11 protein-coding genes are annotated in these 16,249 nt (G+C 68.9%); 4 read left to right on the forward strand and 7 right to left on the reverse strand.

Features of this window, described 5'->3' with window-relative positions; translation table 11 throughout:
* The first annotated feature begins 6 nt into the window (after window positions 1-6).
* Window positions 7-1,410 carry a M28 family peptidase gene (locus ACSQ19_RS03985; RefSeq protein WP_299346486.1) on the forward strand — a complete coding sequence of 468 codons (1,404 nt, stop codon included), beginning with the start codon at window positions 7-9 and terminating at the stop codon, window positions 1,408-1,410.
* Window positions 1,411-1,413: 3 nt separating this feature from the next.
* Here the strand turns inward: ACSQ19_RS03985 and ACSQ19_RS03990 are convergent, their stop codons facing one another.
* From ACSQ19_RS03990 to cysD, 7 genes are all read right to left on the reverse strand, one after another.
* Window positions 1,414-2,256, reverse strand: coding sequence for a TrmH family RNA methyltransferase (locus ACSQ19_RS03990; RefSeq protein WP_299346489.1), 843 nt, complete (start codon window positions 2,254-2,256; stop codon window positions 1,414-1,416).
* 1 nt (window position 2,257) lies between these two features.
* Window positions 2,258-3,757, reverse strand: coding sequence for an alanine/glycine:cation symporter family protein (locus ACSQ19_RS03995; protein ID WP_299346491.1), 1,500 nt, complete (start codon window positions 3,755-3,757; stop codon window positions 2,258-2,260).
* Between the two features lie 117 nt (window positions 3,758-3,874).
* Window positions 3,875-4,426 (reverse strand): GNAT family N-acetyltransferase, encoded by a 552-nt coding sequence (locus ACSQ19_RS04000; RefSeq protein WP_436000176.1) that lies wholly within the window; start codon window positions 4,424-4,426, stop codon window positions 3,875-3,877.
* Window positions 4,419-7,553, reverse strand: coding sequence for an efflux RND transporter permease subunit (locus ACSQ19_RS04005; protein WP_436000178.1), 3,135 nt, complete (start codon window positions 7,551-7,553; stop codon window positions 4,419-4,421). The genes ACSQ19_RS04000 and ACSQ19_RS04005 overlap by 8 nt, the downstream gene beginning before the upstream one ends.
* Before the next feature lie 5 nt (window positions 7,554-7,558).
* Window positions 7,559-8,659 carry an efflux RND transporter periplasmic adaptor subunit gene (locus ACSQ19_RS04010; RefSeq protein WP_436000180.1) on the reverse strand — a complete coding sequence of 367 codons (1,101 nt, stop codon included), beginning with the start codon at window positions 8,657-8,659 and terminating at the stop codon, window positions 7,559-7,561.
* A 165-nt stretch (window positions 8,660-8,824) separates the two neighbouring features.
* On the reverse strand, window positions 8,825-10,699 hold the full coding sequence (cysN, locus tag ACSQ19_RS04015; RefSeq protein WP_436000182.1) for a sulfate adenylyltransferase subunit CysN: 1,875 nt from the start codon (window positions 10,697-10,699) through the stop codon (window positions 8,825-8,827).
* Window positions 10,699-11,610 (reverse strand): sulfate adenylyltransferase subunit CysD, encoded by a 912-nt coding sequence (gene cysD / locus ACSQ19_RS04020; RefSeq protein ID WP_436000184.1) that lies wholly within the window; start codon window positions 11,608-11,610, stop codon window positions 10,699-10,701. Before cysD ends, cysN begins: the two co-directional genes overlap by 1 nt.
* 202 nt (window positions 11,611-11,812) lie before the next feature.
* Here cysD and ACSQ19_RS04025 point away from each other — a divergent pair, with 202 nt between their 5' ends.
* The 3 genes from ACSQ19_RS04025 to ACSQ19_RS04035 all read left to right on the forward strand — a co-directional run bounded on the left by ACSQ19_RS04025 (window position 11,813) and on the right by ACSQ19_RS04035 (window position 16,186).
* A complete protein-coding gene (locus ACSQ19_RS04025) occupies window positions 11,813-13,678 on the forward strand; it encodes an assimilatory sulfite reductase (NADPH) flavoprotein subunit (protein ID WP_436000186.1) in 1,866 nt (621 codons plus the stop codon).
* A gap of 94 nt (window positions 13,679-13,772) precedes the next feature.
* Window positions 13,773-15,476, forward strand: a complete 1,704-nt coding sequence (gene cysI, locus ACSQ19_RS04030; protein WP_436000188.1) for an assimilatory sulfite reductase (NADPH) hemoprotein subunit — start codon at window positions 13,773-13,775, stop codon at window positions 15,474-15,476.
* The gene (locus ACSQ19_RS04035) at window positions 15,473-16,186 is read left to right on the forward strand and encodes a phosphoadenylyl-sulfate reductase (protein WP_436000190.1); all 714 of its coding nucleotides are present in this window, start codon (window positions 15,473-15,475) and stop codon (window positions 16,184-16,186) included. The genes cysI and ACSQ19_RS04035 overlap by 4 nt, the downstream gene beginning before the upstream one ends.
* Window positions 16,187-16,249 lie beyond the last annotated feature (63 nt).

The following is a 16,249-nucleotide window of genomic DNA, read 5'->3' on the forward strand; positions in this document are numbered from 1 at the left end:
CTTTCCATGCGCCTTGCTCCGCTGCTGCTCGCCCTGGCCGTCACCGCTCCCGCTTTCGCCGCGTCGCGCGAAACCCGCATCCCCGACGCCGCACTCGCCACCGCGGCGCAGCTGCGCGAACAGGCGCTCGCCGACCGCACCGGTTGGAACGTCGTCGAATCGCTGACGACGGAGGTGGGCCCGCGCCTGGCCGGCAGCGAGGCCGATGCGAAAGCCGTGGCGTGGGCACAGGCGAAGTTCAAGGCGCTCGGCTTCGACAAGGTGTGGATCGAACCGGTGACGTTTCCGAAGTGGGTGCGTCGCAGCGAGCGGGCCGCCGTACTCGGTGGACACGCGCAACCGCTGACGGTCACCGCACTCGGCGGCAGTCCGAAGGGCAGCGTGGAGGCGGAGATCGTCCGCTTCGCCGACCTGGCTGCACTGGAAGCGGCGCCCGCGGGATCCCTGGCCGGGAAGATCGCCTTCGTCGATTACCAGATGACCTCCGCGCGCGATGGCAGCGACTATCGCAACGGCGGCGCGATCCGCTCGAAGGGCCCGTCGGCCGCGATCCGCAAGGGCGCGATCGCGTTCCTGATGCGCTCGGCCGGCACGGACAACCATCGCGTCGCGCATACCGGCATCACCCGGTTCGACGAAGGCCTGACGCCGGTACCGTCGGCATCGCTGACCATCCCGGATGCCGACCAGTTGGCGCGCCTGCTGCAGCGCGGTCCGGTGCGCGTATCGCTCGCGCTGGATTGCGGCTGGGACGGTGAGTACACCTCGCACAACGTGATCGGCGAGATCACGGGGCGCAGCCTGCCGAAGGAGGTCGTGGTGATCGGCGGCCACCTGGATTCATGGGACCTCGGCACCGGCGCGATCGACGACGGCGCCGGCATCGCCATCACGATGGCCGCCGGCCACCTGATCGGCCAGCTGAAGCAGGCGCCGAAGCGCACCATCCGCGTGATCGCCTTCGCCAACGAGGAGCAGGGCCTGTACGGCGGCAAGGCGTATGCGGAGAAGCACCTGGGCGACATCACGCGCCACCAGATCGGTGCGGAGAGCGATTTCGGCGCCGGTCGCATCTATGCGTTCAACACCGGCGCGCCGGACCACGCGCGCAAGGCCACCGAGCAGATCGCGCAGGCGCTGGCGCCGCTGGGCATCGAGTACGCGCCCGGCAAGGGCAGCGCGGGCCCGGACATCAGCCCGTTCGCGGCAAAGGGCATGGCGTGGGCGTGGCTGGCGCAGGACGGCAGCGACTATTTCGATCTGCACCACAACGCAGACGACACGCTCGACAAGATCGACCCGGCCGCGCTGGCGCAGAACGTGGCGGCTTACACGGTGTTCGCCTACCTGGCGGCGGACGCCGAGGGCGACTTCGGCAGCCAGCTCAAAGAGACCGCGGCTACCGAGTGAGGCTCAGCGGGCGCGCTGCGCCCACTGCGCCAGGAACACCGCCGTCGCGGCGGCCACGTTGAGGCTCTCGACGGCGCCGCTGCCGGGGATCGACAGTCGCGTATCGCAGGCATCGGCGAGGCGTGCATCCATGCCTTCGCCCTCCGCACCCATCACGTAGACGAGGCGCTGCGGCAGCTTGGCGGCGAACAGGTCGTCGCCACCGCGCACGACGGTGGCGGCCAGCGAGAAACCTGCATTGCGCAGCTGGGCGGCGGCGTTGTCCGGCTGTCCCATGCGCACCAGCGGCACCTGCTCGGCACCGCCTTCGGCCACGCGCGCCGCCGCGCCGGAGATCGCCAGCGTCGAATCACGCGGTAGCAGGATGCCGGCCACGCCGAAGTGCGCGGCCGAGCGCAGGATCGCGCCGAAGTTGTGCGGGTTGCCCACGCCATCGAGCCACAACGCGGCGACGGGCTTGCCTTCGGGCAATGCGCGCAGCCAGTCGGACATCGGCAGCGGCTCGACCTTGCGCACGTCGGCCACGATGCCTTCGTGGTGCGTACTGGCCGCGAGCCGGTCGAGATCGCCCTCTTCCACCACGCGGTAGCCGACCCGCTGCTTCACGCACCACGCCAGCAACGGCTTCAGGGCCTGGATACGCGACTCGGTCAGGTAGACCTTGCGGATCGCGTCCGCGCGCCGCGCGAAGACCGCCTGCACCGCATTGAGACCGTACAGGCGGAGTTCGTCGCGCGCGCTGCCCGCGGGGCGCTCTTCGCGCGGCGAGGGCGCTTGCGGCGGCCGCCGCCGATCGGGCGGATTGCCCGGTGGCCGTGGCGGCCGGCTGTTCCAGGGATTACTCACGTCAGGCCTTCGTCTTCCAGAAGTCGGCGTTGCGGATGCCCAGCGCATCCGGATCGAACGTCGGGTCAACGCCCAGCTTCTTCTGCCGCTCGTAGTCGCGCAGCGCGATCAGCGCCGGCTTCTGCAGGATCAGGATCGCGATGACGTTCAACCACGCCATCAGGCCGACGCCGATGTCGCCCAGCGTCCAGGCCATCGCGGCGTTGTGGTACGCACCGAAGATCACCATGCCCACGATGCCCACGCGCAGCAGCAAGGTTGCCAGCGGATGGGTCTTCTTGGTGCCGGCCAGGTAGGTCAGGTTGGTCTCGGCCATGTAGTAATAGGCCATGATCGTGGTGAAGGCGAAGAAGAACAGCGCCAGCGCCACGAACCCCGCACCCCAGCCCGGCAGCACCGATTCCACCGCGGCCTGGGTGAACTGCGCACCTTCCGAGGGTTGCAGGCCCGGAACGCCGGAGAAGATCTCGACCAGCGTGTCCTTGCCGTTCTCGGTGACGGTCTTGAACGTGTTGTACATGCCCGTCGACAGCAGCAGGAACGCCGTCGAGGTGCACACCAGCATGGTGTCGAAGTAGATCGCGAAGGCCTGCACGTAGCCCTGCTTGGCCGGGTGCGAGACCTCGGCGGCCGCGGCGGCGTGCGGGCCGGTGCCCTGGCCGGCTTCGTTCGCGTAGATGCCGCGCTTCACGCCCCAGGCGATCGCCTGGCCGATGATCGCGCCGAACGCCGCATGCGCGCCGAACGCGCTGGAGAAGATGTCGGCGAACATCGCCGGCACCTTGCCGGCGTTGGCGATCATGACGATGACCGCCATCAGGATGAACGCCAGCGCCATGAACGGCACGACGACTTCGGCGAACGTGGCGATGCGCTTGATGCCGCCGAAGATGATCAGCGCCAGCACCGCCGCCACGCCCACGCCCAGCCACAGCTTCAGCGCACCCGCACCACCGACGGCGTCGCAGCCACCGGCGCTGCACAGCACGTTGCTGGCACTGTCGGCGATGGCATTGGCCTGCACGCCCGGCAGCAGGAAGCCGGTGGCGATGACGGTCGCCACGGCGAAGGTGACGGCGTACCACTTCAGGCCCATCGCCTTCTCGATGTAGTAGGCCGGACCGCCGCGATAGCGCCCCTCGCCATCCTTTTCCTTGTAGATCTGCGCCAGCGTGCATTCGATGTACGACGTGGACGCGCCCAGGAAGCCCATCACCCACATCCAGAACACCGCACCGGGGCCGCCGTAGGCGATCGCGGTGGCGACGCCGGCGATGTTGCCGATGCCCATGCGGCCGGCCATCGAAATGGCCAGGGCCTGGAACGAAGATACGCCCGCATCGGATTTCTGCCCGGTGACGGTCAGGCGGCACATCTCGGCGAAGCCGCGGACCTGCATCACGCGGGTGCGGAGGGTGAACCACAGGCCGGCACCCAGGCACAGCGCGATCAGCGCGTTGCTCCAGATGATGCCGTTCAACCAGTTGAAAAAGGCTTCCACGGGGATGCGTCTCCGTCGTTCGTGCGTGCGCTGGGATACGGGAAGGCGGCGCAGGGCGCCGCCGGGTACCTGCAAGATAACCGCAACACGCGCCGCTGCGCAGTCCCCGCCGGCGTTTCAGCCGGGCCAGACCCGCCCGAACAGCCTCAGGTCGTGCAGTCCGTCCGCCTTCCGGATCGCGGCCCGCCGACAGCCTTCCTCGACGAAGCCGTTCTTCACCAGCACCCGCGCGGAAGCCGGGTTGGTGTCCAGCACGTTGGCCTCGATGCGGCGCAGCGACAGCGCAGGCACCACCCAGCCCAGATAGGTGGCCACCACGCGCGTCATGTGACCCCGGCCCCAGTGCGCGCGCCCGAGCCAGTAGCCCAGTTCCGCGGCGTGGCCCCGCTCGCCCGCGTGCGGGCGCACGGCGATGCCTCCGCTGGCTCCGCCATCGATCTCGATCGCGAATACCGGATGCCGGAAGTCCACCACATGGCCGGCCAGGAACGCCTCGCCATCGGCGCGCGTATATGGGTGAGGGAAACGCTCGCTCAGGCCACGCGGCACCTGAGGATCGTCGGCGTTGCGCAGCAGGGCTTCGAGATCGTCCTGCCGCCATGCACGCAGCAGGAAGCCGTCGCCCGCGATGCGTACGTCCGCATGCGGGCGCGCGCCGGTGTCAGCCATGGCCGCCGACGGAGGGTGTCTCGGCTTCCAGTTTGCTCAGCTCGTGCGCCACCGCTTCGGGCGAACGCGTGAACGGCGCCAGCAGCGCGTAGAACGCCGGCACCACGTACAGCGAGAGCAGCGTCGAGAACGTCACGCCGAAGATGACCACCACGCCGATGGTGGCGCGGCTGGCCGAGCCCGGCCCGCCTGCCAGTACCAGCGGCACCGCGCCCATGACGGTGGCGACGGACGTCATGAGGATCGGACGCAGGCGCACGCGTGCGGAGTCGGCGATGGCCTGCGCCACGCTGGCGCCGTCGTCGCGCAGCTGGTTGGCGAATTCCACGATCAGGATGCCGTTCTTCGCCGCCAGGCCGATCAGCATGACGATGCCGATCTGGCTGAAGAGGTTCAGCGTGCCGCCGGTGACCCACAGGCCGATCAGCGCGCCCAGCACCGCCAGCGGCACGGTCAGCATGATGATCAGCGGGTGGATGAAGCTCTCGAACTGCGCCGCCAGCACCAGGTAGACGATCAGCAGCGCTAGCGTGAACGTCAGCAGGATGGCGCCGCCGGCCTCCTGGTACTCGCGCGATTCACCCTTCCAGTCGATCTGTGCGTAGTCCGGCAGCTCCTCCGCCACCGCCTGCCGTGTCCACTCCAGCGCTTCTCCCATCGTGTAGCCCGGCGCGAGCCCGGCGCTGATGGTGATCGCGCGCAGGCGGTTGAAGCGGTTGAACGTGCCCGGCTCGGCGATCTCGCTGAGCGTCACCAGGTTCGACAGGGGAACCAGTGCGCCATCGGTGCCGCGCACGTAGGTATTGGCCAGATCCTCGGTGTTGGCGCGGTTCTCCCGACCGGCCTGCAGCATGACGTCGTATTCCTCGCCGTTGTCCACGTACGTGGTCACCTGGCGCGAACCCATCATCGTTTCCAGCGTGCGGCCGATCTCCTGCACCGGCACGCCCAGATCGGCGGCGCGGTCGCGGTCGATGTTCACGCGCATCTGCGGGCGCGTTTCCTTGTAGTCAGAATCCGGATCCTGGATGCCAGGGTTGGATTCCATCCGCTGCAGGATGCGGTCGCGCCACTGCGCCAGTTCGGCGTAGTCCGGGCCGCCCAGCACCAGCTGGTAGCGCTGGCCGCGACTGCCGACGAGGCCACCGGCGACGTTCGCGCGCGCCTGCACGCCCGGCAGCTTCGAAAGTTCCGCGCGCAGGCCGTTGACGACATCGTCCGTCGTCGCCTCGCGCTCGTGCCAGTCCTGCAGGAAGACGATGACCTGGCCGGTATGCATGTCCTCGCTGCCGCCGAATCCGCGCGGCACGCGCGAGTTGGCCCGCTCGATCGGCTTGTCGCCGCCGACCTGCCCCATCACGATGCGTTCGACCTGCTGCATCTGGTTGACCATGTAGTCGAAGCCGGCGCCTTCCGGCCCATCCACCATCACGAAGAAGCGGCCGCGGTCTTCTGCCGGCGCGAGCTCGCTGGGCACGCGCAGGCCCAGCACCACCACCGCCACGCCGCACAGCGCCATCGCCAGCAGCACCAGGCCGAGGATGCGCTTGCCGCTCATCGCGACAAGCCGCTCCACGTGGCGACCGTAGCCATTGCTGACGCGGGTGAGCGTGCGGTTGGTCCACGCATTCAGGCCGCGCGGCTCGGTGTGGGGCCGAACCAGCTTGGACGACATCATCGGCGTGAGCGTCAGCGCGACGAAAGCGGAAATCGCCACCGCCGCCGCCAACGCCACCGACAGCTCACGGAACAGGCGGCCGGTGTTGCCCTCCATGAAGCCCACCGGCAGGAACACGGCCACCAGCACCGCGGTGGTCGCGATGACCGCGAACGCCACCTGCGCCGTGCCGCGGCGTGCGGCGACCAGCGCAGGCTCGCCCAGGTCGGCGCGCCGCTGCACGTTCTCCAGCACCACGATGGCGTCGTCCACCACCAGGCCGATGCAGAGCACCAGCGCGAGCAGGGTCAGCAGATTGATCGAGAAACCGAACGCATACAGCGCGATGAAGGCGGACACCAGGCAGACCGGCACCGTCACCGCCGGAATCAACGCCGCGCGCAGGCTGCCGAGGAACAGCCAGATGACCAGGAACACCAGCACCATCGCTTCGCCCAGCGTCCAGTACACGCGTTCGATGGACGCTTCGATGAAGGTGGTGCTGTCGAAGGCGATGAAGATTTCCGTGCCTTCCGGCAGCGTCTGCTGGATCACCTCGGCTTCGGCACGGGCCGCGCGGGCCACGTCCAGCGCGTTGGCGGTGGACGTGCGCACGATGCCCAGGCCGACGTTCGGCACCGCATTGCTGCGCAGGTAGGATCGGCGCTCCTCCGCGCCCAGCTCGACCTTCGCCACATCACCGAGCCGGACGACATAACCGTCCGCGCCTTTGCGCAGCGGCAGCTGCGCGAACTGTTCGGGGCGCTGGTAGCCGCGCTCGACGCGCAGGGTGAAGTCGCGCGCCTGCGATTCGATGCGGCCGGCCGGCAGTTCGACGTTCTGCGCACGCAGCGCGGTTTCCACGTCACCGGTGGTGACGCCACGCGCGGCCATCGCTTCGCTATCGAGCCAGATGCGCATCGCATAGCGCTGGCCGCCGCCCAGTTGCACGCGGGCCACGCCATCGAGCGCGGACAGGCGGTCCAGCACGTAGCGGTCGGCGTAGTCGGTCAGCTCCATCGTGTCCATCACGGTGGAACGCATGTTCAACCAGATGATGACGTCGGCGTCGGCTTCCACCTTGGAGATCTGCGGCGGATCGGCCTCCTCCGGCAGGCGGTTCATCACCCGGCTGACGCGGTCTCGCACGTCGTTGGCGGCGGCTTCGATGTCGCGGCTGAGGTTGAACTCGATGGTGACGTCGGCACGGCCGTTGCGGCTGCTCGACTGGATGGTCTTGATGCCCTCGATGCCGGACAGGCCGTCCTCGAGGATCTGGGTGATGCGCGTCTCGACCACAGCGGCCGACGCACCCGGGTAGTTCACTTCCACCGACACGATCGGCGGATCGATGTTGGGCAGTTCGCGCAGGGTCAGGCGCAGGAACGACATCACGCCCAGCACGACCAGCAGCAGGCTGACCACCACTGCGAAGACGGGGCGCTTGATCGACAGATCGGAGAGCTTCATGGCGCTCAGCCCTTGCCGTCGGCGGCGGGCGCGTCCTGCTTCGGCGGCGCGGCCGGCGCGGCATCGGCCACTTTCACGCCGGGGCGCAGCTTGCCGGTGCCGTCGATGACGATGCGGTCACCCGCGGCGACGCCTTTCAGGATCTCGACGCGACCGTCGCGGCGCACGCCGGCGGTGATCGGTGCCTGTTCGACGCTGCCATCCGCCTTGACGCGGTAGACGAACGAGTCGCGTCCCACCTGCACCACCGCGATCTCGGGAATCACCAGCGCCTGCCGCTCGGGACGGAACAGGCGCACGTCGAGCAGCATGCCGGGACGCAGCCTGCGGTCCTCATTGGCGAAGACCGCGCGAACGGTGACGGCGCGGGTGGCCGGATCGATGCGCGCGTCGACGGTCTCGACCTGGCCTTCGAACGACACGCCGGGGTACGCCGTGGCCGTCGCCGTCACTGCATTACCCGGTTCGACCGAGGCCAGCGCGGCTTCCGGCAACTGGAAGTCGACGTACATGCGCGAGAGGTCGTCGAGCGTGGCGATGGTGCTGTTGGCCGTGATCAGCGAACCGGGGCTGACCTGGCGGATACCGAGGACGCCGGCAAACGGTGCGCGCACGCTGCGGTCGCTGATGTCGGCACGCGCCTGGCGCACGCGGGCGGCGGCGGCATCGCGCAGGGCCAGCTGGGTATCGAGTTGCGAGCGCGCGATCAGTTGCTGGTCGGCCAGCTCCTTCTGCCGGCGATACAGGCGGTCCGCTTCGGCGAAGGTCGCCTCGGACTGCACCAGCGCGGCCTGTGCCGCGTCGCCCTTCAGCGTGACCAGCGTCTGCCCGGCCTTGACCTGCTGGCCGCTCTCGAAATGCACGTCCTGCACGATCTCGCTGACCTTCGCGGTCAGGGTGACGGATTCGCGCGCTTTCGCCGTGCCGAGTGCCTGCAGGGTGTCGCTCCAGGCGCCCGATTGCACGACCTGGGTGGTGACCGGGATCGGACGCTCGCCCGCATTGCCCTTGGCCTTCGCCTGTCCGTCCTCGCCACCACCGCACGCGGCAAGCAGCAGCAGGGGCAGCGCGACCAGCAGGGCGCGGGGAGCGGATCGGTTGAGCATGGAACTTCCCGTAATCATCGTTATCTACGCAAGTCTACCGGCCCTACGTGACGCGAGGCGCGACAGATGCGGTAGTCGGTGCGGGAAACGCGCCGAAGGGCGGGCGGTGCACACACCCGACCATGACCAATGACCCTTGCCGGCCACGGAGGGCCGACGGCCGGGCTACTCCAGACCCAGCGTCGCCAGCACCTGCAACGCGAGCGCCTCGGGGTCGTGCTCGCCTGCATGCAGATGTATGTCGGGGCGTTCGGGCGCTTCGTACGGGGAATCGATGCCGGTGAAGTTGGGAATCAGGCCGGCACGCGCCTTCCTGTACAGACCCTTCACATCGCGCGCTTCCGCCAGCGCCAGCGGCACATCGACGAACACCTCGACGAACTCCCCCTCGTCGAACCGCTCGCGCGCCATGCGCCGTTCCGCGCGGAACGGCGAAATGAAGCTGACCAGCACGATCAGCCCGGCGTCGGTCATCAGCTTCGCCACCTCCGACACGCGACGGATGTTCTCCACGCGGTCCTCGTCGGTGAAGCCGAGGTCGCGGTTCAGGCCGTGGCGCACGTTGTCGCCGTCCAGCAGGAAGCTGTGGTAACCCAGCGCATGCAGACGCTTGTCCACCAGGTTGGCGATGGTCGACTTGCCCGCGCCGGACAGGCCGGTGAACCAGAGCACCTTCGGCGCCTGGCCCTTCTGGCGCGCACGCGCGGCCTTGTCCACGTCGACGTGCTGCCAGTGCACGTTGCCGGCGCGGCGCAGTGCGAAGTCCAGCGTGCCGGCACCGGCCGTCGCGTTGTCGTAGCGGTCGATCAGGATGAAGCCGCCGAGTGCGCGGTTGCGCGCGTAGGCCTCGAAGGCGATCGGTTCGTCGAGGCTGAGGTTGCAGTAGCCCACCTCGTTGAGCTCCAGCCGCTTCGCGGCCAGGTGCTCCTGGGTGTTCACGTCGATGCGGTGCTTGATCTCGGTGACCGTGGCCGACACGGTGCGCGCACCGATCTTCAGCAGGTAGGGCCGGCCCGGCAGCAGCGGCGCATCCGACATCCACAGCAGGTGGGCGGCGAACTGATCCGCCACTTCGGGCGGGTCGCCGGCGGCGGCGATCACATCGCCGCGGCTGATGTCGATCTCGTCGGCCAGGGTCAGCGTGACGGCCTGCCCGGCCGATGCCGACGCGACCTCGCCGTTGGCATCCAGCACCTGGGCAACGCGCGTACGGCGCGACGATGGCAGAACGACCACCTCGTCACCGGGCTTCACCTGCCCCGCGGCGATCGTGCCGGCATAGCCGCGGAAATTCTGGTGCGGGCGATTGACCCACTGCACCGGCAGGCGCAGGCCGTCGCCGTTTTCCTGCGCCTCCACCTGCACCTGCTCCAGGTGCTCCAGCAGTGCGGGACCGGCGTACCAGGGCGTGCGCGCCGAACGCGACGACAGGTTGTCGCCTTCCAGCGCCGACAGTGGGATGCAGGTGACCTCCGCGATGCCCAGGCGCTGCGCCAGCGCGCGGTAGTCCGCGGCGATGCGCGCGAACACGGCTTCGTCGAAGCCCACCAGGTCCATCTTGTTCACCGCCAGCACCACGTGGCGGATGCCGAGCAGCGAGACGATGTAGCTGTGCCGGTGGGTCTGGGTCAGCAGACCCTTTCGCGCATCCGCCAGCACCACGGCCAGGTCCGCGGCGGACGCGCCGGTGGCCATGTTGCGGGTGTACTGCTCGTGGCCCGGGCAGTCGGCGACGATGAACTTGCGCTGGTCGGTGTCGAAGTAGCGGTAGGCCACGTCGATGGTGATGCCCTGCTCGCGCTCGGCGGCCAGGCCGTCCAGCAGCAGCGCGTAGTCGATGCGCTCGCCCTGGGTGCCGTGCTTGCGGCTGTCCTTCTCCAGTGCGGCCAATTGGTCGTCGAACAGCCGCTTGCTGTCGTACAGCAGGCGGCCGATCAGGGTGCTCTTGCCGTCGTCCACGCTGCCGCAGGTGATGAAGCGCAGCAGCGGCTTGGACTCGTGCTGCTTGAGGTAGCCGGCGATGTCGGTAGGGGCATTCATCAGAAATAACCCTCCAGCTTCTTCTTCTCCATCGACGCGCCCGGATCGTGGTCGATCACCCGGCCCTGGCGCTCGGAGCTGGTGGTGACGAGCATCTCGGCGATGATCTTCTCCAGCGAGTCAGCCTCGGACTCGATCGCGCCGGTCAGCGGATAGCAGCCCAGGGTGCGGAAGCGCACCCGCCGCTGCTGCGGCACTTCGCCTTCTCGCAGCGGCAGGCGGTCGTCGTCGACCATCAGCAGCGCGCCGTCGCGTTCGACGACCGGTCGCTCGGCGGCGAAGTACAGCGGGACCACCGGGATGTTCTCGCGATAGATGTAGAGCCAGATGTCCAGCTCGGTCCAGTTCGAAAGCGGGAACACGCGCACGCTCTCGCCGGTGTTGATGCGGGCGTTGTAGAGGTTCCACAGCTCCGGTCGCTGGTTCTTCGGGTCCCAGCGGTGCTTGTCGTTGCGGAACGAGAACACGCGTTCCTTGGCGCGCGACTTCTCCTCGTCGCGGCGCGCACCGCCGATGGCCGCGTCGAAGCGGTAGTGGTCCAGCGCCTGTTTCAGGCCCTGGGTCTTCATCACGTCGGTGTGGACGGTGGCGCCGTGGGTGATCGGGCCGATGTCGCGGGCGATGCCATCCGGATTGATGTGCACGCGCAGGTCCACGCCGGTCTCGGCGGCGCGCAGGTCGCGGAAGGCGATCATCTCGCGGAACTTCCAGCGCGTGTCCACGTGCAGCAGCGGGATCGGCGGCCGGGCCGGGGCGAACGCCTTCAGCAGCAGGTGCAGCAGCACCGAGCTGTCCTTGCCCACCGAATACAGCAGCACCGGATTGCGGAACTCGGCGGCGACCTCCCTGAGGATGTGGATGCTTTCCGCTTCCAGGCGGTCGAGGTGGGACAGGTGGTGTACGGCGGTCATCGAGGGGTGCGGCAGGGCTGGAATCCGGACGCGCTAGCCTAGCAGGGCTTCGCGTGATCGCCGGGAGGGCCGCCAGTATTCGGCCGCGGGCTCATGCCGTCGAAATAAGCGGGGGACATAAGCCCATAACCAGGCGTCCTTTCTGCCCGGGGGAACGGGTTCCTAACATCGACCGTCCCAGTCGCGCCCGTGGGCCACGCCGATGTCCGCCACCCAGCCAGTCCTCGCCCCCATCCCCCTCGCGGAGGAGCGGCGGGCGCTGCTGGCCCAGGCGGTAGCCGGCCTGGATGGCGCGAGCCTGTGGTGGATCTCCGGCTATACCGCTGGATTGGCGCAGGCCCAACTGGCGCCGCCGGCCTCGCCGACCACGTTGCCGAAAGCGATCGCCCCGGCCACCGGTGCGCAGGCCGCGCAGCGCCTGACCATCGTGTATGGCAGTCAGACCGGCAACGCCCGCCGTGCCGCCGAGGCGTTGTCCCAACAGGCCGAAGCCGCCGGACTGTCGGTCCGCCTGCTGCGCGCCGACGCTTACCCGCAGCGCGAACTGGCCAGCGAGCGCCTTCTCTATGTCGTCATCAGCACGCAGGGCGAAGGCGACCCGCCGGACGACAGCATCGGCCTGGTCGAATTCCTGCGCGGCAAGCGAGCGCCCAAGCTGCCGGAACTGAAGTACGCCGTGCTCGGCCTGGGCGATTCCAGCTATGCCGACTTCTGCGGCATCGCGTCGCGGCTGGATGCGCGCCTAGCCGAACTCGGCGGCAGCCGGCTGTTCGCCGCGGGCCTGGCCGACCTCGACATCGACACCGTCGCCACGCCATGGCGCGAGCAGGCCCTGGCCCACGCCCGCGACCTGCTGAAGGCACCGGCAACGGCCACGACCCCGTTGGCGACCGTCACCCCGCTGCGCCCGGGTCACGCCGCCGCGTGGTCGCACGAGCACCCGTTCCCGGCCGAGCTGCTGCTCAACCAGCGCATCAGCGGCCGTGATTTCAAGGGACCGCGCTTCGGCCAGCACGGCGTTGCCGACAAGGACGTGCGCCATATCGAACTGTCGCTGGACGGCAGCGGCCTGCAGTACGAGCCCGGCGATGCGCTGGGCATTCGCCATCGCAATACGCCCGCGCTCGTCGATGCGGTGCTCGATGCGCTGCACCTGGACGGCAGCGCCGCCGTCAGCGAAGGCAGCGACACCCTGCCGCTCCGCGAGTGGCTGGCCGCGCGCCGCGAACTGACCCGGCTGTCGCGCTCGTTCCTGGCCACGCATGCGGCGCATGCGCAGGCGCACGAGCTCAATGCGCTGCTCGCACCCGCGCAGAACGCCGCGCTGGCGCAACTGTCCAACACGCACCAGCTGATCGACGTGCTGCGCCGCTGGCCGGCCGGCTGGAGCGCGCAGGAGCTGGTCGCCGCGCTCCGCCCGCTCGCGCCGCGCCTGTACTCGATCGCCTCCAGCCGCAAGCGCGTCGGCGAGGAAGCGCACTTGACCGTCGACGTGCTGGGCTACGAAGCCTTCGGCCACGCGCATGGTGGCGCGGCCAGCGGTTTCCTGGCGGCGCTGGACGAAGGCGACCAGGTCCCGGTGTACATCGAGGCCAACGAGCGCTTCCGCGTGCCGGCCGACGGCAGCCGCGACATCCTGATGATCGGTCCGGGCAGCGGCGTGGCGCCGTTCCGCGGCTTCGTGCAGGAGCGTGCGGAGACCGGCGCGCGCGGCCGCAACTGGCTGTTCTTCGGCGCCCCGCACTTCAACCACGGCTTCTTCTACCAGAGCGAGTGGCAAGACGCGCTGCGCAGCGGCGAACTGCACCGCCTGGACCTGGCGTTCTCGCGCGACCAGGCGCGTAAGATCTACGTGCAGGACCGCCTGCGCGAGCGCGGCCGCGAGGTTTACGCCTGGCTGCAGAACGGCGCGCACCTGTACGTCTGCGGCGCCATCGGCATGGGCAAGGACGTGCATGCCGCGCTGCAGGCCATCGTGGCCGAGCACGGCGGGCTGGACGAGGATTCGGCGCGCGAGTACCTGATGCAGCTGCAGACGGAGGGACGCTATAGCCGCGATGTGTACTAACTCTGATACCGATGTGGGAGCGACGTAAGTCGCGACCCCAGGGTCCCGAGCACAGCCATCGCGACTTACGTCGCTCCCACAGCCAAGAGCACCCATGAGCACCCATTCCGTCGAAGACATCAAATCCGAGAGTCACCGGCTCCGCGGCAGCCTGCTCGACAGCCTGGCCGACCCGGTCACCGGCGCGCTGCGCGAATCGGACCAGACCCTGATCAAGTACCACGGCAGCTACCAGCAGGACGACCGCGACCTGCGCGACGAGCGGCGCCGGCAGAAGCTGGAGCCGGCCTACCAGTTCATGATCCGCACGCGCACGCCAGGCGGCGTGGTCACGCCGGAGCAGTGGCTGAAGCTGGACGCGATCGCCACGCAATACGCCAACCACTCGCTGCGCATCACCACGCGGCAGGCGTTCCAGTTCCACGGCGTCATCAAGCGCGAACTGAAAGCCACGATGCAGGCCATCAACGCCGCGCTGATCGACACGCTGGCCGCCTGCGGCGACGTCAACCGCAACGTGCTTGTCGCGGCCAATCCGCTGGAATCGCGTGCGCATGCCGAGGTGCAGGCCTGGGCAGCGAAGCTGTCGGAACATCTGCTGCCGAACACGCGCGCTTATTACGAGATCTGGCTGGACGAGGAACGCGTGGCCGGCAGCGGCGAGGAAGAGGAGCCCATCTACGGCGCCACCTACCTGCCGCGCAAGTTCAAGATCGGCTTCGCGGTGCCGCCCGTCAACGATGTGGACGTGTTCGCCAACGATCTCGGCTTCATTGCCGTCCTCGAGGACGGCGTGCTGGCCGGTTTCAACCTGGTGATCGGCGGCGGCATGGGCGCGACCCATGGCGATGCGGAGACCTATCCGCGCGTCGGCAACGTGGTCGGCTTCATCACGCCCGACCAGTTGCTCGATGTCGCCACGGCCGTCGTCACCACCCAGCGCGACCTCGGCAACCGCGAGCTGCGCAAGCGCGCGCGCTTCAAGTACACCATCGACGACCATGGCCTGGACAAGGTGGTCGGCGAGATCGAACGCCGCAGTGGCGTGGCCCTGCAGCCCGTACGCGCCTTCCGCTTCGACCACAACGGCGACCGCTACGGCTGGGTGGAAGGCGAGGACGGGCGCTGGCACCTGACCCTGCACCTGTTCGCCGGCCGCATCGCCGACACCGCGCATGCGACCCACCTGACCGGCCTGCGCGAGATCGCCAACGTGCATCGGGGCGAGTTCCGCATGACGGCGAACCAGAACCTGGTGATCGCCGGCGTGCCGGCGGGCGAACGCGAACGCGTCGATGCGCTCGTGAGGGCGCATGGGCTGGACGCTGGCGAACGCCTGGGCACGGCGCTGCAGCGCGCAGCGGTGGCTTGCGTGGCGCTCCCGACCTGCGGCCTGGCGATGGCCGAAGCCGAACGCTACCTGCCCGACTTCACCAACCGCCTGCAGCCGCTGCTGGAAAAGCACGGCCTGCGCGATGCGCCGATCCTGCTGCGCATCTCCGGGTGCCCGAACGGCTGCTCGCGTCCCTACCTCGCCGAGATCGCCCTCGTCGGCAAGGCGCCGGGCCGCTACAACCTGATGCTCGGCGGCGACGCGCGCGGCCAGCGCCTCAACACGCTCTACCGCGAAAACATCGACGAAGCCGCGATCCTCGACACCCTCGACGACCTGTTCGCGCGCTACGCCGGCGAACGCGCCGACGGCGAAGGCTTCGGCGACTTCCTCCACCGCAGCGGCGTGGTCGCCCTGCCGTCGTACCCCACCCACCGACAGATCGCACTGGAACTGCACGCATGAGCGCCCCCGCCCTTTCCCTGGACACCGACCAGATCGCCGAGCACAACGCCTGGCTGGAAACGCAGACGGCCGAACAGCGCGTCGCCTGGGCACTCAAGCACGGCCCGGCGGAAGCGGCGATGTCCTCGAGCTTCGGTGCGCAGGCCGCGGTGCTGCTGCACATGGTGTCGCAGCAGAAGCCGGACGTGCCGGTGATCCTGATCGACACTGGCTACCTGTTCCCTGAGACCTACCGCTTCGCCGACGAACTGGTCGAGCGCCTGAAACTCAACCTGCAGGTCTTCCGTCCGTTGGTCAGCCGCGCCTGGATGGAAGCCCGCCATGGCCGCCTGTGGGAACAGGGCCTGGTAGGCATCGAGCAGTACAACAGCCTGCGCAAGGTGGAACCGATGAAGCGCGCGCTGAAGGATCTGGGCGTGGGCACCTGGTTCACCGGCCTGCGCCGCACGCAGTCGACCAGCCGTGCGAACGCGCCGTCGCTGCAGCAGCGCGAGGCCCGCTGGAAGATCAACCCCATCGTCGACTGGACCGACCGCGATGTCTGGCAGTACATGAAGCAGCATGACCTGCCCTACCACCCGCTGTGGGAACAGGGCTACGTCTCGATCGGCGACTTCCACACCACGCGCCGCTGGGAACCCGGCATGCGCGAGGAAGACACCCGCTTCAACGGCCTGAAGCGCGAGTGCGGCATCCACGTCGAGGTCTGATGGCGACGCCGGTGGCCTGACGCTTTCGCGCCGGGCCAGCCCGGTTTCATCGCCGGATCGCCG

Source organism: Pseudoxanthomonas sp. LjRoot127, from assembly GCF_964253495.1.
Classification (GTDB): Bacteria; Pseudomonadota; Gammaproteobacteria; order Xanthomonadales; family Xanthomonadaceae; genus Pseudoxanthomonas_A.